This is a genomic window from Colwellia sp., assembly GCF_013214175.1.
Lineage (GTDB): Bacteria > Pseudomonadota > Gammaproteobacteria > Enterobacterales > Alteromonadaceae > Colwellia.
Map to the genome: position 1 here is coordinate 81,915 of NZ_JABSPA010000004.1, position 25,621 is coordinate 107,535.

Annotated in this window: 15 protein-coding genes; 4 read left to right on the plus strand and 11 right to left on the minus strand. The window is 38.9% G+C overall.

The annotated features are described in order from the left end of the window. Window positions 1-201: 201 nt before the first annotated feature. Window positions 202-5,313, plus strand: coding sequence for a diguanylate cyclase (locus tag HRT55_RS11650; RefSeq protein WP_291621461.1), 5,112 nt, complete (start codon window positions 202-204; stop codon window positions 5,311-5,313). Between the two features lie 136 nt (window positions 5,314-5,449). Here HRT55_RS11650 and HRT55_RS11655 read toward each other — a convergent pair whose 3' ends face one another. The 6 genes from HRT55_RS11655 to HRT55_RS11680 all read right to left on the minus strand — a co-directional run bounded on the left by HRT55_RS11655 (window position 5,450) and on the right by HRT55_RS11680 (window position 14,812). Continuing rightward, window positions 5,450-7,582, minus strand: coding sequence for a lipoxygenase family protein (locus HRT55_RS11655; protein ID WP_291621463.1), 2,133 nt, complete (start codon window positions 7,580-7,582; stop codon window positions 5,450-5,452). Between the two features lie 477 nt (window positions 7,583-8,059). Then, entirely contained in the window at window positions 8,060-8,914 is an 855-nt protein-coding gene (gene kdsB / locus HRT55_RS11660; protein WP_291621465.1) for a 3-deoxy-manno-octulosonate cytidylyltransferase, read from the minus strand. Window positions 8,915-8,925: 11 nt separating this feature from the next. Further along, entirely contained in the window at window positions 8,926-9,114 is a 189-nt protein-coding gene (locus HRT55_RS11665) for a Trm112 family protein (protein ID WP_291621466.1), read from the minus strand. A gap of 15 nt (window positions 9,115-9,129) precedes the next feature. Then, the gene (gene lpxK / locus HRT55_RS11670; RefSeq protein WP_291621468.1) at window positions 9,130-10,161 is read right to left on the minus strand and encodes a tetraacyldisaccharide 4'-kinase; all 1,032 of its coding nucleotides are present in this window, start codon (window positions 10,159-10,161) and stop codon (window positions 9,130-9,132) included. 12 nt (window positions 10,162-10,173) lie between these two features. Further along, on the minus strand, window positions 10,174-11,973 hold the full coding sequence (gene msbA, locus HRT55_RS11675) for a lipid A export permease/ATP-binding protein MsbA (protein WP_291621470.1): 1,800 nt from the start codon (window positions 11,971-11,973) through the stop codon (window positions 10,174-10,176). Window positions 11,974-12,202: 229 nt separating this feature from the next. Next, window positions 12,203-14,812, minus strand: a complete 2,610-nt coding sequence (locus HRT55_RS11680) for a DNA internalization-related competence protein ComEC/Rec2 (RefSeq protein ID WP_291621471.1) — start codon at window positions 14,810-14,812, stop codon at window positions 12,203-12,205. A 144-nt stretch (window positions 14,813-14,956) separates the two neighbouring features. Between HRT55_RS11680 and HRT55_RS11685 the strand changes: the two genes are divergently transcribed. After that, window positions 14,957-15,466, plus strand: coding sequence for a DUF2062 domain-containing protein (locus tag HRT55_RS11685; protein ID WP_291621472.1), 510 nt, complete (start codon window positions 14,957-14,959; stop codon window positions 15,464-15,466). A gap of 111 nt (window positions 15,467-15,577) precedes the next feature. Here HRT55_RS11685 and ruvB read toward each other — a convergent pair whose 3' ends face one another. The 5 genes from ruvB to HRT55_RS11710 form a co-directional block, all read right to left on the minus strand. Continuing rightward, window positions 15,578-16,588 carry a Holliday junction branch migration DNA helicase RuvB gene (ruvB, locus tag HRT55_RS11690; protein WP_291621474.1) on the minus strand — a complete coding sequence of 337 codons (1,011 nt, stop codon included), beginning with the start codon at window positions 16,586-16,588 and terminating at the stop codon, window positions 15,578-15,580. Between the two features lie 47 nt (window positions 16,589-16,635). Beyond that, window positions 16,636-17,274, minus strand: a complete 639-nt coding sequence (ruvA, locus tag HRT55_RS11695) for a Holliday junction branch migration protein RuvA (RefSeq protein WP_291621476.1) — start codon at window positions 17,272-17,274, stop codon at window positions 16,636-16,638. Window positions 17,275-17,431: 157 nt separating this feature from the next. Next, window positions 17,432-17,959, minus strand: coding sequence for a crossover junction endodeoxyribonuclease RuvC (ruvC, locus tag HRT55_RS11700; RefSeq protein ID WP_291621478.1), 528 nt, complete (start codon window positions 17,957-17,959; stop codon window positions 17,432-17,434). 384 nt (window positions 17,960-18,343) lie between these two features. Further along, window positions 18,344-20,140 carry an aspartate--tRNA ligase gene (gene aspS / locus HRT55_RS11705; RefSeq protein WP_291621480.1) on the minus strand — a complete coding sequence of 599 codons (1,797 nt, stop codon included), beginning with the start codon at window positions 20,138-20,140 and terminating at the stop codon, window positions 18,344-18,346. 565 nt (window positions 20,141-20,705) lie between these two features. Continuing rightward, complete coding sequence (locus tag HRT55_RS11710) at window positions 20,706-23,618, minus strand: transporter substrate-binding domain-containing protein (RefSeq protein ID WP_291621482.1); 2,913 nt, start codon at window positions 23,616-23,618, stop codon at window positions 20,706-20,708. A gap of 149 nt (window positions 23,619-23,767) precedes the next feature. Between HRT55_RS11710 and cmoA the strand changes: the two genes are divergently transcribed. Together cmoA and cmoB are read left to right on the plus strand one after the other, a co-directional pair. Continuing rightward, window positions 23,768-24,502 (plus strand): carboxy-S-adenosyl-L-methionine synthase CmoA, encoded by a 735-nt coding sequence (gene cmoA, locus HRT55_RS11715; RefSeq protein WP_291621484.1) that lies wholly within the window; start codon window positions 23,768-23,770, stop codon window positions 24,500-24,502. A gap of 102 nt (window positions 24,503-24,604) precedes the next feature. Next, entirely contained in the window at window positions 24,605-25,573 is a 969-nt protein-coding gene (gene cmoB, locus HRT55_RS11720) for a tRNA 5-methoxyuridine(34)/uridine 5-oxyacetic acid(34) synthase CmoB (protein WP_291621486.1), read from the plus strand. Window positions 25,574-25,621 lie beyond the last annotated feature (48 nt).

Below are 25,621 nucleotides of genomic sequence, written 5' to 3' on the forward strand. Positions count from 1 at the left end.
AGACTTTTTCATTACTTTGATTTTTCAAAGGTATATTTGATAGTAGAGAAGCTATCGTTTACAGTGATGTTACGGAATAACTCATCAGAGTTATCATCCACTAAAACAATAAAAAAATAGTGCTCGCATTAATTCGTAAGGGATATATCGGATTGAATAAATAGGCTCTGTAAAATCGATATTTAAAGGTTATTAGTCTTAATGAATTTATCTCAATTTGAAATAAAAAAAATCATCTATTCCTACGAAGATACAGTTGTCGCGCGTGCTGTCCCTAACAGTACCGAGTTTGATGCTGCAACCGTTATTATTAAATACCAAAATACTGACTACCCTTCCGCTGAGTTAGACTCTCGCTGGAAAAATGAATTTAATGTTTTACGTGCTATCAAGTCAAAATGGGTGATTAAAGCACATGCTTTAATGCAACATAAAAATTGTCATATTTTAGTCTTAGAGGATTTTTCGTCAACAACCTTAAGTGACCTTATTGCGACAAAGACACTAACTTTTATTCAACGTTTACATATCGCCTGTCAGTTAACTTCAGCCTTAGCAGAAGTTCATCATTGTCAATTAATCCATAGAGATATTAACCCGAGTAATATTTTAATAGATGCCAAGACACTGCAATTAAAACTGTGTGATTTCGCCTTAGCCACTCGTCTTAGCCATAAACAAATAAAATTATTGAATCAAGATCTATGGGGGAAATTTGAATATATTTCACCTGAGCAAACCGGACGTACCAATATAAAGGTAGATTATCGTAGTGACTTTTATTCGTTAGGTGTCACCTTGTATGAACTATTCAGCGGACGGTTACCCTTTACTTCACAAAATGCGATGACATTATTACATTCACATATTGCTCGCACACCCAAGCCCTTAACTGAAGTAAAGCATGGCATCCCTGCAGTAATTTCCGCAATAATCAGTAAACTCATGGATAAGTCACCTGAAAATCGCTACCAAAGTACTTATGGTTTACAAACTGATTTAGACACATGCCTAGATAAATGGCAGAAGAACAACTCAATTGATAATTTCACTTTAGCGACAGCTGATGTTTCCCTGCACTTTAATGTCTCTAATAAACTCTATGGGCGTGAAAACGATCTAGCCACTATTTTAGCTGGCTATCAACGCGCATGCACCGGACATACCGAGTTGGCTATGGTAAGCGGTTACTCTGGTGTCGGTAAGTCAGCATTAGTACATGAATTGCAAAAAAACATTATCGCCAGCGACGGTTTATTTATCATGGGTAAATGTGATCAATACAACCGTGGACAACCTTTTTTAGTCATAATTGCAGCACTGCAGCAATTATTACAACATTTGTTAAGTGAAAATAGTGAAAGGCTCAATCAATGGCGAAGTAAACTACAAGTCGCACTTGGTAATAATGCCGCCATTATTACTGAGTTACTACCCGACTTAGTCTTAATTATCGGCCCGCCATCACCATTAACAGTATTACCGCCGGCAGAAGCAGAAATACGCTTAAACCTGGTCTTTATTGATTTTGTTAGTGTGCTGTACTCTAAAGAGCAACCACTGGTTATATTCCTCGATGATTTACAGTGGGTTGATATGCCCACATTGACTTTATTACAACAAGTGAACAAAGGTAGTAAGAATGGTTTATATATCATTGGAGCCTACCGTGATAATGAAGTGGATGAGACACACCCCCTTACTGTAGCCTTACAAAAAATAGCACAAAAAAATGTACTAACAAAAATACATATCTCCCCGCTAAAAATTCAACACGTGCAGCAATTATTGTGTAATACCCTGCAGTGCGACTTTGACCATGTATCAACCTTGGCTGAGATATGTTTCAAAAAAACACAGGGTAATCCCTTTTTCCTCAATCAATTATTATTGTCAATGTATCAAGATGACTCTATTAGTTATAATCATAACAATGGCATCTGGCAGTGGTCTATTGAAGCAATACTAAAACACTCGATGACAGATAATGTTGTTGATTTAATGATTGAAAAGTTTAAACAGCTAAATAGAGAAACTCAGTTACTTGCCTCTATAGCCTCACATCTTGGCCATAACTTTAGCCTGAGACAATTATCCTCTGCGTGCAAATACGATACAATTACCACAGCAAAAATTTTATGGCCATTACTCGAGTCGGGCTTTATATTGCCACAAGACGAGCATTATCAATTTATAGATGATGTACATAGCCTAAATAAATCTCACTATTGCTTTTTACACGATAAAGTTCAACAAGCCGCTTACCAACTCACACCTGAAGAAGGTCGCGAAGAGTTATTATTGCATATAGGTAAACATTGGCTAGCAAACATCACTGAAGCAGAATTAGAAGCTAACATTTTCACTTTGCTGCGAGTACTTAATGGTGCCATCAATATCATCGGTAACAAGGATGATTTAAAAAAGATAGTCAGCTTAAATTTAAGAGCTGGATTAAAAAGTAAAGATGCAGCGACTTATGAAACAGCGGCCAGCTACCTACGTATTGCTAAAGCACATTTAGGCGCTGACGCATGGCAAGAAAACGCTGAGCAAACATTAGCCATAGAGAAGAGCTTAATCGAGACAGAATTTTTAGCCGGAAACATTGATACGGCAAGAGATTTATACCTTGAGGGTGTTAATAGCGCCCCGACCAATAAAGAAAAAGTAGCTTTAATATTAGTACAGGCAGACCAATTTCAATCAAGAGGAAGTTTTCCTGAAGCAATAGAAGTATTAATGGGCGGCTTGGCCAGCTTAAATATTGACTTTCCATTAAACGAAACTGTTGCCGAAGTACAGTTATTAGCTACTTTTACCCGCACACAAAACTTACGTCTGCAATATACCAATGAGCAGTTATTAACGGCGACAAAAATGACAGATGAGCATAGTTTGTTGCGAATGGAAATACATAATGCTTTAGCACCCGCTCTTTACTTATCTGGCTGTGCTCGTTCATACGCGACTAACGCCTGTAATATGGTGCAACTTACCTTAGCACATGGGCAATGTGAACTTAGCTCCATTGGCTATGCAGCTTATGCTACGGCAATGTCTATGATGGGTGAAAAGTACCCTGTTTGTTACCAAATGAGTAAATTGGCGAAAAGTGTTTCTGATCTTTGGGGAAGTAAGTATCACCGGGCAACCATCTATCAATATTTTGCCTCAAGTTATCAACATTGGTGTGAGCCAATCGAAAATACTTATGTTTTTCAAGAACAAGTTATTACTTGGGGTGAAGAAGGCAGCAACCTAGTTTTCGCTGGTTATTGTGTTTTATTTAAGGCTTGTAATAAGTTTATAAAAGGCGAAAAACTTGATGTTTTGCAAAAGGATATAGAGCAAGGCTTAGCTTTTTTAAATAAAAAACAACAACCAGCAACAGTGACCTTTCTCTTACTAGGTGTCTATCAATCATTATTAGCCTTACAAGAAAACACAATGGCAGAAAATTCATTAAATACTGAGTCATTTAATGTCCGCCAGTATTTTAACGATGATTTTCATGCCCCCTCAATGGATATGGCCTTTTATACTTTTGCAACTCTTCGTTTTTCTTACTTAATGAATGACAAAGCCTTACAGGCACAATGTATCAAAAACATTGATATTGTCTGCATGTTTTTACCCGACAGCCCCATAATGACCGAGAGCTTGTTTTATCAGGCATTAATTTTACTCGATAACAACAGTGCCGAAGCTATTGCTACAGGCGTATTTAAAGATAATGCTAAAGATGGTGCGACAGATCATTATCAAGATAAGCTAAGCAAAGAAAACCTAGAAAAAGCACAAGAAATTTGTGACAAATTTCAAACATGGGCAATTGATAGTAACAAAAACTATCAACACAAATATCTGCTAATCGCTGCGGAAATAGCCAGAGTAAAAGGCCAAGACTCTTTAGCAACAGAGCTTTACAGCAAAGCACTTGATGCCGTTGAAATAGCCAATTTCATCCATTGTGAAGCACTTATTAACGAGCGTTACGCAAAGTACTGGGCCGATTTAGGACAAAAGAGAATCGCTGCGCATTGTATTAAAGATGCCCATTACCTTTATGCTCGTTGGGGAGCTACAGCTAAATGTACCCTGTTAGAAGAACAATGGCCGCAGCAACGTTTCAATTTAATAAATGCTACTTATGGCTCAGGCAGCAGTTTACAGCACTCAATACAAAGTACACTCGTTGAGCAAACCCACTCTCTTGATTTACATTCTCTGCTAAAAGCCAATCAGCTTTTATCTGAAGAAATATATGTCAATTCTTTATTAAAAAAGATGATGAATGTACTGATGGAAAATGCTGGTGCGCAGACTGGCGCAATTATTATTAACGAAGATGAACAGTTAAAGCTAGAAATAGTTGGCGCTATCAATGATTCTTTAGGCGGTATTGACTGTCAATTATATAATATTAACCTTGATGATGTTGATAGCGCGCAGCAACCTTTATTACCCGATACCATCATTCGTTATACACAAAAAACCATGAAAACCTTGATTATAGATAATCCTGGTGAAGATCCGCGCTTTATTAATAACAGTTATTTACGGATAAATAATCCCAAGTCAGTCCTGTGTTTACCTATTACCGGTCAAGGTCGATTAATCGCTATCGTTTATTTGGAAAACAACTTAATAGAATACGCTTTTACTAAAAAACATAAAGATACCGTTGAGCTTATTTCTGCACAAGCAGCTGTTTCTTTAATTAATGCCAGACATTATGAAACCCTAGAAAAGAAAGTCGCTCAGCGTACTGAAGAACTGCAAATGTTAGCCATTAAAGATGGTCTGACTGGTATTTTTAATCGCCGTGAGTTTGATAACACCCTAGACAAAGAGTGGAGCCGTGCTTCTCGGGAGTTTGGTTCATTATCTTTAATGATGATAGATATAGATCACTTTAAAGCCTATAACGATAATTTTGGCCATCCTGAAGGTGATGCCTGTATAAAGTTAATTGCTCAAGCGTTAACCGCCGTTGTCGGGCGTAAAAATGATTTTGTTGCGCGCTATGGTGGTGAAGAGTTTGTTATTTTAATGACAACCTCAGATAAAAATTCGGTTGAAAGTCTTGCTCAACGTTGTCTGCAGAAAATTAGGGATTTAGCCATAGCTCATCAATTTTCAGACACTGCCGAACATGTCACCATTAGTATTGGTATAGCGACGATAGATGTATTACCTAATGTAGAGGCCACTACCTTAATAAAACAAGCTGACTCAGCCTTGTATCAATCGAAAGAAAATGGTCGTGACCAATATACTTATTCTTCAGTGCCTGCAATGCTAATTTAAGCTGAATGAAGCTGTTAGTGCTATAGAAAGTAACTACTAACAGCTTTACTCATTCGTTGTTTAATACTAATAAATAAAATGGCTATTAAATACTTATACTAAACATGTGTACTAAACACCTGTAATAAGTACCCGATTAAATGCTGGTACTATTTGGGATCATAGAGGGTAACTGGAAAGTATAAGGCATTGCCCGCGTCTTATTACGCTTACAGATCTCTATTTCAATACTTGCCAATTCGCACTGAAAGTCAGCCACTGCCTCGGCAACGTTTACATCCTTAAAATAAGCAATGCGCGGATCTTCATTATATTTGCCAAAAACATCATATTGAACACCACTTAACAAATACTCAAAAGACAAGGTATATAAGGCAATATCAAGGGGAGGACACCAGGCTAGTAAATCCTCAGCGGTATTCATTTCAGTATCTTTTCCTGGAGGCTCTCGGTAAAGACAACCGGTGACACTTGGCGCAAAAGACATCAATGGATATTGCGCATAGTTTACTGCTGCATGTTGCGGTCCAGCAAGGTAAATAATATGGGAAACTAGCTCAACCAAATAATCAAAACTATCAATTTTATAAGGCTGTTCGCTATTTCCTGTCGCCGTTAAACCATCCAAACCTTTAAATTTTGCCAGCTTAGGTGAAACTAAAGCGGCAATAAATGCTTGTAACTCGCTATCCTCGGCAACGACACTGTCATCGTTTTTATAATATACCGTCAAATATTCGCGAACAAATTTCTTAATCGCTTGCCATAAGAGCAAGGTATCATCACGAAACTCAAAACCAGGTAAACTATTTTCATCAACCCCACGGTCTTTAAATAACTGCTCTGGACTTTGACCATCCCAATGCCAAGCTTGTCTTGCTTCAGCAATCATCTCAAAAGAAGATTCAGGTGTTAAACCAACATCACAAGCGGTAACGCCACCAGGGATAATTAAATTATGTAAAGCATCGTTATTAATACTTAGGGTGAAACGGAAGTGTGGTATCAACAACGTTAGTAACGGGTGCTGTGCTGATAATTCCCTGTGGGCAGCAATAATGATGCTATCCATGATCAAATGACATGCGCCAAGGTGAGCTACATTTTCATGTTGTATGGCACTACAAATATTAACGATTTGTTTGGCTACCTGCCATTTCAAACCATTTATATCATTGACATCACTAGCATCATTAGGGGTAAAGATCGGAGTATTAAAAGTGTCATGTTGTTGGTCTAATTGAATAGCGATGGGTCGCATATAACCGTCAGTTTCAGGATAACCTTCGGCACGGGTATTACTCCAATAAAATACAGCTATAGGTGCGGTAACGTAACGCTGTTTACCATGGAGCATATTACTTTTCTTGCCAATCAACATTGTATAGTCACAAACGTACAGTCTTTTTTCTGCTACCGCCGTCTGTAAATTAATACTGCTATCCGCTAATACTGACTGTAATATACTGTCTGTCAGTGGCATTTTTTCAAGTAATGAGGTTAATGAAATGGCACTTTTTGTCGGGGCATGTTCGTCACGTACCGCGATTAAATTAGTAGTATTAAAACCTGCCGTCTGTAAATAACCAAAAAACCAATCCTGCTGATAAGGTTCTTTATCACTTTCCATCCAAGGCTTCTTTTTAATTGATACGGTTAATGGTGGTGTTTCAAGTGACTGGTAAAGATCTCGATAGTCCTCAACAGTTGTTGCAGTAAGGTAATCACGTTTACCGTCATTGTTTAATAAGTCATATAAAGTAGATTTTAATAAGGCTGTTGGTCCTTCTTCTTTAACCTCTTCAATAACCGCTTCAATGCCTGTCATCATTTTTATTAAGTCTTTCGGTATATTGACTGCATCCTCAATGGCTACAGGTAATTTACTTAGACTATACATAAAGACTTTTAAGTTTTTCATGTCTTTCTGCGGATGAAAAACACTCATCTCTTTTTCTAACTTTGTATAACTTTCCTGTATTTCTTTAAAAATATCGCTATCAACATCCCCCTTTAGCTCTTTTTCAAGCAGTTCGATTACATTGCTTTTAAAATTTTCTCCCAAGCGTAAAAACACCTGCAGGACACCGGCTTTGTATTTAAGTGAAAATTCTTCACCTTGCGGTACGTCAGCTGACAGCGGGACACCTTCCAAATATGATGTCATATAATTGTATTTAGTCCGTGCCAAAGATAATTGAAATTTACGTTGTTCTTTTAACTCAAGTGAATCATTTTGAGGCAGACTAGGTAGGGTTGTAATCGACATTGTGCATCCTTGTTTTTATTTTTATTTGCTTTTGGTATGAACCAGACAAACTATATGAACTTTAGGATAAAAACAAATATATTATGAGGTTAGAGGCGTTAAGTCATTTAGCATAACGAAGCGACCACATCGAATGACATGGTCGAATTAGATTAGTGTAAGGTATACCAAGTTGATTAAGTTCTTTCCCACTCAGCGAGAATTAAAAGGCTTAGAGGCAAGACATTGATTTAAGAGAATGGTTACTCAGGAGAATAAGCTCCTGCATTCTCTAATAACCTACGTCCATGTAGCGTCCTTCTCAAAATCAATAACGCAGCATATAAGCCTTTTAAATTCGCCCTTTGGGAGCTTGCTCGATGCTCACTAACATCGTTAAATTTATTAGATTTATAATAACTAGATCTAAACACATTTGCCTTGTTATTGAATATCGAGCATAACTCTGAGTTGGGAATAAATTTAATCAAATTGGTATCATACCAAGCTAGCTGCGTACGCCCTTGCTTTAGCTAAATCTTCCGGAGTATCAACACCTTCAACAGGCACATGACTATTAGCTACGGCTACATGAATTCTCTCCCCCTGATATAAGACTCTTAACTGCTCAAGGGCTTCAACTTGCTCTAATTCACTCGTTGGCCAATTGACATAGTCTTTAATAAAACCAGCACGATAAGCGTAAATACCCACATGTCTTAAGTAAAAATCACCTATGGCACGAATATTTTCCTCGGTACTGGCATTAGCCGTTAAAAAACGCTCTCTATCATAAGGGATAGTTGCCCGAGAAAAATACAAAGCATAACCATCTTTATCGAGTATCACTTTAACGGCATTAGGGTTAAAGGCTTCATCAACAGAGTCAATCTTGATAGCTAAAGTCGACATACGTGCGACATCACGATTTTGCTGTTGATTAGCTAAGTTATTAGCTACTTGAGCAATATTTTCTGGCGGAATAAAAGGTTCATCACCTTGCACATTAACGATAATTTGCTCATCACTAAATTGATATTGCTGCATAACTTCAGCAAGGCGCTCAGTGCCAGACTGATGATCCGCGCGTGTTTTACACACTTCACCGCCAAAACCATTAACAACGGCAGCAACTTCATCATTATCGGTAGCAATAATAACTTTACGCGCGCCGCTTAACTGAGCCTTTTCAGCAACCCATTGGATCATTGGTTTACCATTAATATCTGCCAACACCTTACCCGGTAGGCGTGACGACTGATATCTGGCCGGAATTACAACGATAAAATCAGCACAAGTAGCTGTTAAATCGCGGGCTGAACTGTTACTTGCTGAGCTGGCACTAACTGACATATTGCTCCACCCTACTCAGCTGACTGACTTGATTTAATTTCGCGGGCTTCGCCTTCAAGTAGTACTGGAATATCTTTTTCAATGCGGTAAGCAAGTCGATCAAAATGACAAATGAGCTCTTTTGCTGCTTTATCATAATCTAACTTACCTTTACATACTGGACAGGCAAGGATTTCCATTAATTTTGTATCAAAAGCCATAATCGTTTCTCTATTTTATTTATGAACGCCACGGGGAATAGTGGCTTTAACTTGTTCTCGTAATACTTGCTGCTCTGCTTGAGAAAATGTTGCATCAACAGGTAGGTACCACCAATTGGGTTTACAAAAGCCACGGCATTTAACCGCATCTTTTTCTGTCATTAATAATGGTATATTATCATCAAAGCCATTAAAATCAGCAAGGGTAAAACTGTGATGATCAACAAAGCTTTGTTGATTTTCTATTATAAAACTATGTTTTTTTAAGGTATCAAAAAAGCGTTGTGGCGCGCCAATACCCGCAATAGCATTAACACAAGCATGGATATCAATAAAATCAAACAGATTAATACGTTCACCTGTTTGAAGATGACAAAGCTCTGTTGCCGCCAGACTCATTTGTATCGATGCAGAAGAAACCTTTGCATTATTAGCAACTTCGCAATTATAAATGACCAAATCACTTGTTGCTAAGCGCCATTGCCCTTCTCGTAATGGCCCCGCAGGTAATAATAAGCCATTACCAAATAAACGCTTACCATCAACAATAATCAACTCGACATCACGCGCTAGACGATAATGCTGCAATCCATCATCACTAATAATAATGTCGCAACCTTGAGCAATGAGTAGTTCAGCACTGGCAATACGATCGCTACCAACGGCAACAGGTACCTGACAACGTTGCTGGATTAGTACGGGCTCATCACCTGCTTCTCTTGGTGTTGAATTTGAAGTCACTAGATAAGGGTATTGCGGTGCCTGCCCACCATAGCCACGAGAGATCACTCCAGGGGTTAGTCCCAAAGAGCGAGTCAGTTCGACTAAGTAAATTACCACTGGGGTTTTACCATTACCGCCGACACCGATATTACCGACAACAATAACAGGTTTAGTTAATTTTATAGCCTTAGATAAACCAACTTTAAAATTGAAGCGCCTTAGGCTACTTAATAGCCAAAAAACTACCGATAAAGGCAGTAATAAAGGGACTAATAACCACTTAGCTGGATGGTTGTTAAACCACACTTTTTCAATTAAGCGCATAACAAGCTTTCCTTACTCAAACTGAAAGCTGTGTAATTTTGCATAGGCACCTTGTTTCTCTAACAAGCTTTTATGGTTACCTTGTTCAACAATCTTACCTTGCTCCATCACAATAATTTTATCGGCATTTTCAATGGTCGATAAACGATGGGCAATAACTATTGAGGTGCGGTTTTGCTGTAAGGTTTGCAATGCATCTTGAATATGACGTTCAGACTCGGTATCTAACGCGCTGGTGGCTTCATCTAAAATTAAAAACGGTGCATCACACAATAAAGCTCTGGCAATGGCGACACGCTGCCTTTGTCCACCGGAAAGTAAGGCGCCATTTTCACCAATATTGGTTTCTAGGCCATGCTCCATATTTTCGGAAAATTCCATTACATGAGCATTTTTTGCTGCCGCAATGATTTCAGCTGCACTGGCATCAGGTTTACCGTAAGCTATATTATTGGCTAAAGTATCATTAAATAAGACAACCTGTTGAGATACATAGGAAAATTGCTTACGTAAGTCCTTCAATTTAAACTGCTCAATATTGGTATTATCAATTAATATCTCGCCACTGGTAGCATCATAGAAACGCAATAATAATGAGCTAGCGGTTGATTTCCCGCTGCCCGAGCGACCAACTAAGGCTAAGGTTTCACCCGGCGCTAAGTCAAAGGTAAGGTCGTTTAAGGCGAGTTTGAGCTCGTGTTCCTTATCGCTTGGGCCCTTGGCATTATAAGCAAAATTAACATGACTAAAAGATAACGTACCCGAAGCTCTGGTAATGTTTTTTACACCGGTATCTTTTTCTTTTTCATGATCGAGTATCGAAAATATACTGACACAAGCCGCCATGCCTTGTTGAAATTCGCTATTGACAGTCGTCAGCATTTTTAAAGGTCTAAGTAACATAGTCATATAGGTGATAACGCTGACAAAAGTACCCGGCGATATATTATCGCTTAAAGTGTCAGAGGTAATGGCATAAAAAACAAAGGCTAAGGCGAAAGAAGCAATCACTTGAATAATAGGCACGCTGGCAGATTTTGTCGCCTGCATTTTCATGCGTTGCTGACGATTATATTTGTTTATTTTGGCAAAACGGGCAAACTCACGTTGCTGACCACCAAAAGTTAACACCACTTTGTGGCCATTAAAGGTTTGCTCCGCCGCGGTAGTAACCTCCCCCATAGCACCTTGAATACTTTTACTGACTTTACGAAAACGTTTTGATACCACACTAACAATCACAGCAATAACCGGTGTTATTAATAAAAAGATCAAGGATAATTGCCAACTCATATAAAACATCAAGCCCAATAAACCAAGTACAAAAGCGCTTTGCTGCACCATAACTAAAATGGACTTACTGACAGAGTTTAATACTTGCTCGGTATCAAAGGTTATTTTTGAAATAAGTGCGCCGGTTGATTGTTGATCATGAAAAGCCACCGGCATTGCCATGATATGTTCAAAGAGTTTTTGTCTTAAATCAGCAACAACATTATTACCAACCCAAGCCAAACAATAGTTGGCAACAAAATGGGCTACACCACGAAGAATAAAGGCGCTAATAATAAAAAGTGGCGCCCACTTCATAAAATCAGCATTAGCACCAGCGAGCCCTTCATCAACGAGTGGCTGTAATTTTGATAAAAAATAGACATCAATAGAGGCATAACCGAGCATACCAATGATGGCAGCGACAAAACCGAGTTTATAAGGTTTAGCGTAACTGACCAGACGTTTGAAATTTTGCCAGGTCGTTGCATTGCTTGATTCAGAAGAAATTAAGGCGCTTGTTTTTGCAGATGAAGCCATTAGTTATGATTACTCGAGTACGTTAATTGCCGAAAAGGAAAATTGATAAAACATTAACAATTGATACTTTTATCATGCTTACATTGTCGATACTTACAGTGACGAAATAGTATTTTACCGTGAATCGGCCAGACAACCAACAAAAACTATAAGCAGAACAATAACAAAGTTAGTACATAGCAAAAACCATAAGCTGAGGTACTGATTTAAAGGCTATTACCTAATGATCCTAGTGGCTAAACCAAAACGGTCGTAGGTCTTGCACATAGGTTTGCCTGCTTATGCCACTTTCATCAAAGGTAATAATAACTTGCCCCAGCTCCGCACTATTTAATAATTGAATATTTTCGTCATGATAACGCTGCCTAACAGCTGCTACAGGCATATACCAACGGTTTAAATAACCAGCACTGACTAAGGCTATTTCAGGCGATAACTGACGAATAAATGCCTGACTCGATGACGTTTTAGAGCCATGGTGCGGTACTTGTAAGATATCAACACTAAGCTGAGGATAAAGCCGTAGTAATTGCCGCTCCACTTTCGAGGAAATATCTCCGGTCAACAAGAGTTTATTTCCCTGAGAGTCACTGATTAAAATGACACAGGAATCATCATTTTTTTGCTTGCCGCTATTTGTTTCCTTACCCTGACTAACGCTTTCCTCAGCAGATTTTTGTGCCAAAGGCCATAAAATATCGAAGCTTAAACCTTGCCAGGTAAAACTGCGTTCTGGCAAGCAAGCTGTCAGTGACGGATTAGTGAGAATCGGTTTAATACTCGTTGTATCTGTAGGCTTAAATATGCTTGCATCATTACTGATAATTTCATTAATGATTATATTATCTAGCAGTCTTTTTATACCGCCAGCATGGTCGTTATCACTATGACTTAATATCACCTTATCAAGCTGCCCGATAGCTGAATATTGCAAATATGGCAGTATCACAGCCTCACTAAGCGTAAAACCACTGGGGTAAGCCGCGCCAGTATCATATAAAATGGCATGCTTATTACGTTTCACTAACACTGATAAGCCCTGACCGACATCAAAAAACACCACTTGCCATGGAGTAAAGTTATGCTCCGCTTGGGAGGTAACATCACTATTTTGATTATGCGGCTCTTTCAGTACTAAACCTAAAAAGCCTAAAATAGGCACAGAAATAAGTAAGATAAAAATGCCTTGCTTGACACGCCTAGACCAATAAAAGGGTGCTAGGTAAAACATTACAAAAATAACAAAACCAATGATTAAGATGAGCATTTGTTGGGGAAAGGATAAATAAATAATGGCGTAAGTTTGCTTGCTAAGCAGTTCTAGATAAAACCAAAGCCAGCTTAACGATTGCAGCGATATCATCATAAACCATTGTGCTAGCTGCTCATTTAAGGGCATCAGTAAGACTGATAGCAGCGCACTAGGTATGCTAATAGTACTCATCAAAGGCACGGCGATAATATTCGCCAGTAAACTCACCAAAGATATCTGCTGAAAAAAGAATGCACTAATAGGCATTAACATAACAGTAAGGGCGACTTGAATAATGAAAAGCCCTTTGAAAAACCGCCAAACTGATGACCCCTCAACTAACCATGAGCGAAATCGCCACAGCGTGACAAAGATAATAGCCACTGCATAAAAAGATAACCAAAAGCTTGCCGTTAATAAACTAAAGGGACTGATCATCAATAAGGTAAAAATCGTTAGTAAAACTAGACGTTTAGAGGAGAACTTTATCCCTGCTATGCGACTGAACCAGTACAGGTTTAACATCACCAAAGCGCGCTGCGTTGGTAATGAAAAACCCGCTAAATAGGCATAAATAGTCGCTAACAACACGCTTATGGTAATAGCAAAATAACGAATATTTAGCCCTTGCCAGCGAGGATTTGTTAATGGTAAATATTTAAAAAATAATATTGCCATAAAAAACGCACTACCGGCGAGTAAACCTACATGCAAACCAGAAATGGCAATTAGGTGGCTGGTCCCCGTCGCTTGTAATACTTGCCAGTGAGTGGGATTAAGTAAGCTGCGCTCACCGAAAGCTAGTGCAAATAAAATAGGGCTTAGTGTATGTTTGGGTGCTAGCTTTTGGTATTGCGCAAAGAGTTGTTGCCTGATAGTGCTCGTTTCTATAAGAAGTCGGTTTTTCTTACCTTCAGTCGATACTTTCTTTGAGCTGTTTAAGCTGTTTACTTTAGCTAAACTCTTCCCTTTAACTAAACGACTTAAGTTTTCCTTAGGCTTTTTTCTTGGGTTAATTACATAGCCGGTGGCAACAATATTATTTGCCTTGAGCCAGCTTAAGTAATTAAATGTGCCTATATTGGCTAAACCGTGCGCAGGCTTGAGCTTAACATTAAGGTATAGCCTTTGCCCTTGAGCGACAGCTAAACTCGCTTTCTGCCAACTTAGCCGGATAATAAATGGTTCGCTAAGCTGCTGTTGATTTACTTTGCTAACAAGAAAGTTAAATCGCTTAGTTTCTTGGTGTTCTTTTGCAACGACGTTGCCAACTTCAGCTTTACTCAAGTTAGTCGCAGGTTTGACTTTCATCACTTGTAAAGTAAGCACCTGACCTTCAACCACAAGAAGCTGTTTTCTTTGCATTTTATCGATCAAATCGATTGGTAATTGATGCTGATAAAGGTAAGCTTGCGTTAAGATCCACAAGGCACCAAAGCATATTCCAGCGTTATAACGTAATTTTTTATTTGTGTAAAAGCCAATAGCGAGACAAAGAAGTAAAAATAGCTGAAAAATCGCTGGCACTTCTGGCAAAAATAGGGACAATATAGCACCAAGAAAAAATGTCAGTAACCACCAATCCATAGTGATAAAAATCCTTTTATGTTTTGCGGTTAAATTCTCGTGTTACCTACTTGCTGACATTAACGATTGCTATACTTAGCAAATAAATATAATAAAAAAATTAATTACCACACTAACTTTTAATCAAGGGACCTGTAGAAGTATATGCCAAAAAAAATCATTAAACGTATGATGCCAGACCATCAAACGATAAAAGAAAATAAGTACCTAAAGATTTTCGGCAACTTACTACACAATGCCAACCTTTGGCATTTAAATCGTCACTCGGTCGCTAAAGCGTTCGCTGTTGGATTATTCTTTGCTTTTATCCCAGTGCCTTTTCAAATGGTCTTAGCAGCCGGTGCTGCCATCCTTTTCCATGCGAACTTACCCTTAGCCATTGCTTTAGTATGGCTGACAAATCCGCTGACGATGCCGTTTATTTTTTATGCCTGCTACCTAGTGGGTACTTTGGTTTTAGCCGTGCCAGAGCAAGAGTTTGCTTTTCAAGCAAGTTGGCAATGGGTCGTTGATAGTTTATCAACCATAGGGCCGGCATTTTTAGTTGGCTGTGGCGTACTAGCCGTTAGTTTTTCTATTTTAGGCTATTTTGGTATCCAAGCCTTATGGCGCTATCAAACGATTAAAGCCTGGAAAAGTCGCCCGCACCGTTAATTGGGCACAAAGTACTTATTTAGCAAAAGTACCCTTGTTTACAAAAGAAAATTCCAGCTAGATGCTGGCATTTTTTATTGGTGATATTACTAGCTTAGATAACTTTAGCTGCTATTCAGTTGGCTCTTTAGTAAGGCCAAAATGCTGGTAAGCTCTGTCAGTGGCGATACGTCCGCGTGGCGTACGCTGCAAAAAACCTTGTTGAATTAAAAAAGGCTCTAATACATCTTCAATGGTTTCACGCTCTTCGCCTATGGCGGCAGCAACGTTATCTAAGCCAACAGGTCCACCCATAAACTTATCAATAATTGCGTGCAGCAGCTTTCTATCCATTAGGTCAAAACCTTCACTGTCAACTTCTAACATATCTAAAGCCGCAGCGGCAGTTTCTTGATTCACTATACCATTTGATTTTACATCGGCGTAATCGCGTACCCGACGTAATAAACGGTTAGCAATACGCGGGGTGCCACGAGAGCGACGTGCGACTTCAAATGCACCCTGCTCGTCTATGGTTAAATTCAAAAAATGGGCCGAGCGACTAACAATGGTCGATAACTCAGTAACATTATAAAATTCTAAGCGCTGCACTATGCCAAAACGATCACGCAGCGGTGACGTTAATGCGCCCGCACGAGTTGTAGCACCAATAAGGGTAAATGCTGGTAAATCTAATTTAATCGAGCGAGCTGCTGGTCCTTCACCAATCATAATATCTAATTGGTAGTCTTCCATTGCTGGATATAATATTTCTTCAACCACAGGGCTTAAACGATGAATTTCATCGATAAATAGAATGTCATTTTCTTCTAAATTTGTCAGTAGCGCAGCTAAATCACCAGCCTTTTCCAAAACGGGACCTGAAGTGGTGCGAATATTGACGCCCATTTCATTGGCAACAATATTGGCTAAGGTCGTTTTACCTAAACCCGGCGGTCCAAATATAAGTAAGTGATCCAACGGCTCGCCACGATTTTTAGCAGCCGGAATAAATATTTCCATTTGTGCTTTAACATGCTCTTGACCAGTATAGTCTTGTAGCATTTTAGGGCGAATGGCGCGATCAACCCTTTCATCTTCAACGCTAGCTACGGGTTCAATTAAGCGATCTGCTTCTATCATAGGTTACCTAAATTCTAAAATGTGATTAAGACGTCATGGAAATGATGTTACACCATTGACTTCAACGCATCGCGAATAATATCTTCGCTAGACATGCCGCGATTATATACCGATTTAACCGCTTTATCCGCTTGTACTTGTTTATAACCAAGGGATAATAAGGCATCAATAGCATCACCTTTGTTATCACTGATAAAAGTAGTATCTTGACTCAAATCAGCAGAAAGTTGTTCTGGCATACCGCCATCATTGCTGACTAAGTGCACAGGTTGTTGTGCCTGCCAATCTTTTAGGCGATCACGCATTTCAATAAGTAAACGTTCAGCGGTTTTTTTACCGACACCGGGGATTTTTACAATAGCAGTAATATCATCGTGACGAACACAATTAACAAATTGATCCGCAGACATGTTAGATAAGACCGCTAGCGCCAATTTTGGACCAACACCGTTAACCTTAATCAATAAGCGAAATAGCTTACGCTCTACTTTATTAACAAAACCATAAAGCAATTGCGCATCTTCACGCACAACAAAGTGAATATAGATAATGGCTTGTTGTTCTAACTCAGGTAAAGCATAAATACTGGTCATTGGCATGGTAACTTCATAACCAACGCCAGCACATTCAATTAATATTTCAGGGAGATTTTTTTCGACAAGAGTGCCACGTAAACGACCAATCACAACAAGTACCAAGGGCTATTATTTATAAAACAGATAATAACACTATATATTTATACAGTAAAGATGCAGGTTTTACTGATTGCAATTGAAAATGGCTTGCTCTGTGCCGCGCGAAGCGCCTCTGTGACCTCGGTGGTGATGACTTATGAAAAATGAATTAGCGTAACCGCCCTCGCACCGTTTTACTGGCTTGGCCAGCTAATCTAGCAATAGTGGTATGACTATGTGCATGACATAATGCCACGGCTAAGGCATCCGCAGCATCAGCTTGTGGCGTACCAGGCAACTTTAAGATAGTTTTTACCATATGCTGCACTTGAGTTTTGTCTGCAGCACCTGTACCCACTACCGCTTGTTTGATTTGTCTGGCTGAATACTCACTAATAGTTAAACCGGTATTGGTTGCCGCAACAATGGCAGCACCACGTGCTTGGCCAAGTTTCAGCGCGCCGCCAGGGTTTACCCCCATAAAAACTTGTTCAATGGCAAACATATCCGGCTTAAATTGAATAATTATCTCAGAAACACCGGCAAAGATGGTTTGTAACCGTGACGCTAAATCCTCGCCCTGACTTAATGCCTTAATACAACCACTGCCCAGATACGTAAGCTGTCGACTTTCTTGTTTGATAACGCCATAACCAGTAAAGCGGGAACCTGGGTCAATACCTAAAATAATTGTCATTTAATACCTTAAAATCTGAAAGAGGCCGAACAAACTGAGTGTATATACCCAAGCGACTTCAAAATGCTCGTTTCAGGACGCCTGAACGATTCATGTTCAAGGCGTGTATTTCATTAATGGTTGTTCCCTTAATGAACTATACCACGATGAACGTGATTTGCTCAGACGTCCCACAATGGCTGGTTTATAAACGCTTTACGCTGCGTTATTGACTTCGACAATAGAATAACTATTGCCTTCAATCAATGCCTTGCCTAAACGCGTTTCTAATTCCAGCTGAATCCTGCACTTTGAGGTGGCTTGGGTATAAAAAAAGCGTATTGATGGGAAACCCTCAATACGCTTTTTCTTAGTAATTCACTACAAAATTAATAGTTAAAGCTATTACTCTTGTGAAGCTTTTTCTTTCTTTTCTTCAACGATTGTTGCTATACCTAGCTCTTTTAATTGCTCAGGATTAGCTTTACCCGGTGCATTAGTTAGTGGACAAGCAGCGGTAGTGGTTTTAGGAAAAGCCATTACCTCACGGATTGAACTTGCACCTGTCATTAACATAACAAGACGGTCTAAACCAAACGCTAAACCAGCATGTGGCGGCGCACCGTATTGTAATGCTTCAAGTAAGAAGCCGAACTTCTCCTGTGCTTCTTCATCACTAATGCCTAAAATTCTAAAGACAGATGCTTGCATATCTTGCTTGTGGATACGTACCGAGCCACCACCAAGTTCACAACCATTTAGCACCATGTCATAGGCATCTGATAATGCACCAACTGGATTTGCTTCTAACTCTTCAGGGGTTAAATTAGTTGGTGCGGTAAATGGATGATGAATGGCATGCATTCCGCCATCTACTTCTTCAAACATTGGGAAGTCAACCACCCATAACGGTTTCCACTCACCTTGAAGTAAGTCAAGATCTTCACCCAGTTTAAGGCGAAGTGCACCAAGAGATTCAGTAACAACATTATACTTGTCTGCGCCGAAAAAGATGATATCGCCTGTTTTGGCGTTAACACGTTTTAATAAGGTTATGGCTTCGTCACTTGATAAGAATTTTAAAATCGGCGATTGTAATCCGTCAAGACCTGTTGCCAATGCGGCATCAATATCATTAACTTTTAACCAAGGCATGCCTTTGGCGCCGTAAATGCCAACAAACTTAGTTAAATCGTCAAGACCTTTACGTGAGAACTTAGCGGCACCTTGTGGTACACAGATTACCGCAACACGACCATTTTCATCGTTTGCCGGTCCTGAGAATACTTTAAATTCTACATCTTTTAAAATATCAGCAACATCGACTAACTCTAATGGGTTACGTAAATCAGGCTTGTCACTACCAAAGCGAGTCATTGCCTCAGAGTAAGGCATGCGTGGGAAATCACCTAAATCTACATCTAACATGGTTTTAAACAAATCACGGATCATAGTTTCGGTAATAGCCATAACCTGATCACTACTCATGAACGAGGTCTCAATATCTATTTGAGTGAACTCTGGCTGTCTGTCAGCACGTAAATCTTCATCACGGAAACATTTAACGATTTGATAGTAACGTTCCATACCTGACATCATCAACAATTGTTTAAATAATTGTGGTGATTGTGGTAAAGCAAAAAATTGACCTTTATGAGTACGACTTGGTACTAAATAATCACGAGCACCTTCAGGTGTTGCCGCAGTAAGAATAGGTGTTTCAATATCTAAGAAACCTTGAGCTTCTAGTGAGCTGCGTACTGCTGAAGTAACTTTTGCGCGAAAACGTAAACGTTCGGTCATTTCAACACGACGTAAATCAAGGTAACGATACTTTAATCTTAACTCTTCTGAGTTAGTTTGATTTGAGTCTAATGGCAATGGTGCCGACTTATTTAAAATGGTAAGTTCTAAGCCAAGTACTTCAATACCACCAGTTTTCATGCCTTTATTTACTTGGCCTTCAGGACGAGCGCGAACTTTACCTTTAATTTGTACACAAAACTCATTGCGTAAGGTATTCGCTTTTTTGATTACTTCAGGTAAATCTGGATCATAAACAACTTGTACAAGGCCTTCACGGTCACGTAAATCTAAAAAGATCACAGCGCCTAAATCACGACGTTTGTTAACCCAACCACATAAAGTTATTTCTTGCCCGATGTGAGACTCGTTTACTTCACCACAATAAAGACTGCGCATGTATTTTGCCCTATACCAATTCAATTTATTAACAAACGCTAACTAGCGCTTGTCAGGATAATTTTTGGCATATTATACCCGTTCAACTTCAAGGTGCAAGATTCAGTGGGAATTTAAAAGACTTTAGGTAAGGCATTCATTTTAAACTGACAAGTATTAACTAGTATTGACTAGTATTGACTAATATCAGTGCCCTATACCTTAAGAATCACTTCCTCGGTGTAGGACGAAGTCCCTCGGTGTTCTCGGTGGTGATAATTATCTTTAGGCTTTGTGTTTAAGAGCAAGTGACAGTGACTTTTACCACCGAGGTCACAGAAGCGCTGCGCGCTACACCGAGAAGAGACAAAAGATTAAGTAATAAAAAATATAGAGAATACCTTAAATAATTCCCTAACTTTCTGTTTTCTGATCTCTTAAATCACTTCCTCTGTGCAGCGCGAAGCGAGGCCTACATGGATGTAGGTCACTTAGGTTATGCATGGAGCATATAACCTGCCGCTGCTCATTATTTGAAATGTCTAGGTGGTTACTCTTTGTTTCTTTGAAACTATGTTGGTAATGACTAATTAAAAAGATAGTGATTTTTACCGGCAGCTTTTACCTTGTACATCATGGTATCGGCTGTTTTGAGTAGGTCGGTATCATTATCACCATCCGCAGGATACATGGCAATACCTATGCTACAGCCGATAAAAGCCTTAATATTTGCCTCTCTTTTAGCAAGTTCAAACTCTTTTTGCATCAGTTTTAATACTTTTTCAGCGACATAGGCCGCTTCATTGGGACTATGTAATCCGGTGAGTAACAAGACAAATTCATCGCCACCAAAACGTACTACGGTATCTGAACTTCTCACACACCCTTGCAAGCGCAAAGCAACTTGTTGCAATAGTTCATCCCCGACATCATGGCCATGGGTATCATTAATATTTTTAAAGCCATCTAAATCGATAAATAACACCGCCATTTTAAGGGATTGGCGTTGATGAAATTGTATCGCTGTGCTCAACCTATCCTTCAATAGCACCCGATTAGCAAGCCCAGTTAACTCATCATGCGTTGCCATATGTTTCATTATTTTTTCAAGCTGCTCTCTATGCTTAATTTCAACTTGTAAGCGTCTATTCCAAATAATAATAAAGCCCAACACTAACAAAATGATCACGCCAATTTGCGCGCCAACTTGCAGGACGACATTTTTATCAAGACCGGTTTTTATTGCCAAAGTAAACCAGTTATCGTAAATGATTTGCTTTTCTTTTTCGGTAATCGTTAATAGACCTTTATTGATAATGTCCTTCAATAACGGCAATTGTTTGTTGATAGCAAAATGACTTTTATCTAAGCTGACATCTTCCATCATAGAGATCACCAAGGTAACAATATTTTCTTGCTTCAATAATTGTGATGCAGAGGCCATTGTGGTGATGAAACCATCAACACGTTCTTGTTGCAATGCAACTAATGCTTGCTCTCTATTATCCACTAATTTAAACGTAATTAAGGGATGTTTTTTCCGTAAGTTAGCAATTAAGTAATAGCCTTTGACAATCGCCACTTGTTTACCATAAAAATCTTCAAGTTTGGTTTTACGGCCATAATATTGTGGATGCACCATTACCCAGGGCATTAGCCAATAGCTTTCAGAAAATAGCATCAGCTTTTTACGTTCAGGGGTCGGCGTGATACTACCAAGCATATCTATTTTATCGGTTAATAATGCGTCATATAACTGCTGCCAAGTATCAAAAGCTACATAATTAAAGTCAATACTGGTTCTGTCCTTAATTAAATTAATAACATCACGATTAATGCCAGAAAAATCACCTTGTTCATTAATGAATTCAATGGGTGATAACTGTTTAACAATACCTAAATTAATTTTTTCTCGCGCGGCTAAAAAGGTAGTTTCCTCTTCAGTGAGTGTGATTTTTTGTGCTTTACTTTTATAATAATATTCTCCGGTATTGCCATTTAACCAGCGGTCTTCAATTTGAATAAGGGTATTAATATCTAATTCACTAAAGCCGTTGTTAATTATTTGCAACAATTTATGATTTTGCTGATGAATTACCGGCGATAAGTTTAAGGTAATAACGGGACTGTCTAAACGATAGAAAAATGCCTGTAAGTTACTTTGCACTAATCTGGCATTAATTAAATCAACTAACCCGACAAATCCTGATATTTCACCTTGCTCGGCGGCATTTAGCATAGTACTCAGACTACTAAAATAACGGATGTTAATTTGTGGATATTGAGCAATAAATTGTTCTTTAAAAGTAGAGCCTTGCCAAATACCAATAACATGCTGACTATACTGCTGAGAAAACTGTTCGAGTGAGTGAATTCTATTCCCTTCAATATCTTTAATGATTTTACTGACAAAGACTTGAGAATTTGATAAATAAATTGGCTTGGCGAACAATGTATTAGGAGGAGTATTAGCATGATATGGATAGGCCAAAAGCACATCCGCTTTTTGCTCGGCAATAAGGTCTAACCCTTCAGCCATATCACGGGCAACAAACTCAACATTAATGCCTACATTTTTAGACCATAAGCGCCATACATCTATCAGTAATCCTTGCGGCTCTCCTGACGGACTAACCCCCATGTACGGTGGGTAGTGTGATGAAAATGCTACTAGTAAGCTGTCTTTTTGTTTATCTAAACCTAGCCATTTACGCTCAATGGCTGCTCTTTCTTGTCTTGATATTTTTTCAAAACCTTGTTCGATAAAGCGGAGCAAGGCATGATTATTTTTAGCTACTGCAACACCGTAATCACCTTGTTGATAGCGTAAAACCTTATGTACAGGAAAGCGTTGTCGTAAACTATCGTAATCAGGGAAGTTATCGGCCAGTTTTTCTAAACCGGTAAAAACTAAAATCTCGTTATTTAGCGCTGCTCGGTATAAATCGTGGCGGTTACCATAAGTTTTCAAGGCTAAATCAGGATGGTATTTTTTTAATTTCTCAATATGGGCTGAGCCTTTAACAACACCAATGCTATAGGGTTTTAAATCAGCAAGGCTGTCAACAGTATTAAGTTGTTGATGTACATAAAGATGGGTGTAAACATGAAAAAGCGGGCGGGTAAAAGCAAGTGTTTTACGGCGAGAGTCTAAAATGGTTAAGCCCGCATGAATATCTACTTTACCTTTAGCGACTTGACTTAGTGTTTCAAGCCAAGGCAGGACAACAAACTGGACGTCAACTTGCTGTTTTGTTGCCCATAGGCGCCACATGTCAGCCATCAAACCAATGGCATTACCTTCTTCGTCAATAGCATGATAAGGGAAGGAGGTTTCATTTATAGCAATAGTTAGCGGTTGTTTAATCGCCACAGACAACGGGGTTACCGCCCTTTCAAGTTCATTAGCAGGCTTTTCTGCCAACGTTGCTAAGCTAACAAAGCTTAAAAGTAAGGTGACTAAAATAAAATGACTGGTCTGTTTGTAAAAAAAATTCAAAAAAACACCCTATAAATATAGCGTTGCTAACGAGATCGGTTAAAATAAGCTTTATTTACTCGTTAGCAATCAAGAACTCTGCAACATGTACTTGAATGATAAAGAGTATAGATACTAACCTTAACATAATAGACAATATAGCAAAGCTAATGCATAACTCTGATACCGATTTAATTTACTCACAAGCACATAAGCAAGTAAAAGACTTTACCTTTGATGCCCAAGTTGTTGAAGTTTTCCCCGACATGATCTCTCGATCTGTGCCGGGCTATAACACTATTATTGACACGATAGGACGACTTAGCCAACAGTTTGTCCAAGATAATAGCAATATCTATGATCTTGGTTGCTCTCTAGGTGCTGCAACGCTAGCGATGCGCAAAGGTATTACGGCTAAAGGTTGCCAAATCATTGGTGTTGATAATTCTAGTGATATGGTCAAGCGTTGTAAAATGCATATTGATGCATTTAAAGGTAATACCCCTGTGACGATTGTTGAAGGTAATATTCAAGATATCGAGATAGAAAATGCTTCTATGGTGGTATTAAATTTTACTTTGCAATTTATAGAAAAATCACAGCGCCAAGCATTACTGACTAAAATAGCGCAAGGTTTAAAACCTGGTGGTTTACTGGTACTTTCAGAAAAAATTAGCAGTGATGACCCAGCCATCGATAAGGTGTTAATTGAATTGCACCATAACTTCAAGCGAGATAATGGCTATAGCGAATTAGAAGTTGCTCAAAAACGTAGTGCTTTGGAAAAAGTGATGTTGACTGACTCACTTGATGTGCATAAAGAGCGCTTAGCGCAAGCCGGCTTTACTCATAGCTCTTTATGGTTTCAGTGCTTTAACTTCACCTCGCTTATCGCAATAAAATAGTTGCCATTAAGTAGCGGCCATCAAATAAGCGCTGTTAAATAATGCGATTAATCGCAGATAAATAACCAAATACACCACATTCACACGACTAAATAGAACCCTATGAAACAGTTTAACCAATTTTACCAACAAATCGCCACTAACCGTTTAAGCCATTGGTTAAACACCTTACCTGCACAGTTAAGCCATTGGCATGAAAATAATTTACACGGTGAGTTTAAACACTGGCAGAAAACCCTTGATGCATTACCTGTAGTAGAAGCTAATTCAAACACAGATATAGTGAATACCGTTAAGGTTGGCGAATTAGGTGATTTAGATCAGGGGCAATTTAAACGCCTTGAAAATCTTATGAAGAAGTTTAAGCCTTGGCGAAAAGGGCCTTATCATATTCATGGCTTACATATTGATACTGAATGGCGTAGCGATTTTAAATGGGATAGGTTAAGCGAACATATCAGCGACCTATCAGACAAGTATGTCTTAGACATAGGTTGCGGCAGTGGTTATCACTTATGGCGCATGCGCGGCGCAGGGGCAAAGTTTGTTGTCGGCATTGACCCTACACAGCTATTTTTAATGCAATTTAATGCTATTAAGCACTTTATAGATGATGAGCAAGTTCATTTATTACCCTTAGGTGTTGAACAACTTCCTGAGTTAAAGTCTTTTGATACCGTCTTTGCTATGGGTGTACTTTATCACCGTAGATCGCCAATCGATTTTCTTTATCAATTAAAGGCACAGCTGGTTAAAGACGGTGAATTAGTTTTAGAAACCCTTATTGTTGACGGTAATGAAAATACCGTATTAGTGCCAGGTGAACGATACGCCAAAATGCGCAATGTCTGGTTTTTACCGAGTGAAAAAGCCATGTGCGCTTGGCTTGAACGTTGTGGTTTTAGTAATGTGCGCGTGGTAAACACTGATATCACAGCACTAGATGAGCAAAGAAAAACCGAGTGGATAGATACTGAGTCTTTACAAGACTTTCTCGACCCTAATGATAATAGCAAAACTATTGAAGGCTACCCTGCCCCCAAACGCGCTATATTTATTGCTAATGCCTAACTATTAATGTCTGGATAATTACTGTAACTTATAATAACTTCAATCAGT

Bases quoted from the DNA above. Each gene is read 5' to 3' on its own strand.
- HRT55_RS11650 (WP_291621461.1), top strand. From the start codon at position 202: ATGAATTTATCTCAATTTGAAATAAAAAAAATCATCTATTCCTACGAA.
- HRT55_RS11655 (WP_291621463.1), bottom strand. From the start codon at position 7,582: ATGTCGATTACAACCCTACCTAGTCTGCCTCAAAATGATTCACTTGAG.
- kdsB (WP_291621465.1), bottom strand. From the start codon at position 8,914: ATGTCAGTTAGTGCCAGCTCAGCAAGTAACAGTTCAGCCCGCGATTTA.
- HRT55_RS11665 (WP_291621466.1), bottom strand. From the start codon at position 9,114: ATGGCTTTTGATACAAAATTAATGGAAATCCTTGCCTGTCCAGTATGT.
- lpxK (WP_291621468.1), bottom strand. From the start codon at position 10,161: ATGCGCTTAATTGAAAAAGTGTGGTTTAACAACCATCCAGCTAAGTGG.
- msbA (WP_291621470.1), bottom strand. From the start codon at position 11,973: ATGGCTTCATCTGCAAAAACAAGCGCCTTAATTTCTTCTGAATCAAGC.
- HRT55_RS11680 (WP_291621471.1), bottom strand. From the start codon at position 14,812: ATGGATTGGTGGTTACTGACATTTTTTCTTGGTGCTATATTGTCCCTA.
- HRT55_RS11685 (WP_291621472.1), top strand. From the start codon at position 14,957: ATGCCAAAAAAAATCATTAAACGTATGATGCCAGACCATCAAACGATA.
- ruvB (WP_291621474.1), bottom strand. From the start codon at position 16,588: ATGATAGAAGCAGATCGCTTAATTGAACCCGTAGCTAGCGTTGAAGAT.
- ruvC (WP_291621478.1), bottom strand. From the start codon at position 17,959: ATGACAATTATTTTAGGTATTGACCCAGGTTCCCGCTTTACTGGTTAT.
- aspS (WP_291621480.1), bottom strand. From the start codon at position 20,140: ATGCGCAGTCTTTATTGTGGTGAAGTAAACGAGTCTCACATCGGGCAA.
- cmoA (WP_291621484.1), top strand. From the start codon at position 23,768: ATGCATAACTCTGATACCGATTTAATTTACTCACAAGCACATAAGCAA.
- cmoB (WP_291621486.1), top strand. From the start codon at position 24,605: ATGAAACAGTTTAACCAATTTTACCAACAAATCGCCACTAACCGTTTA.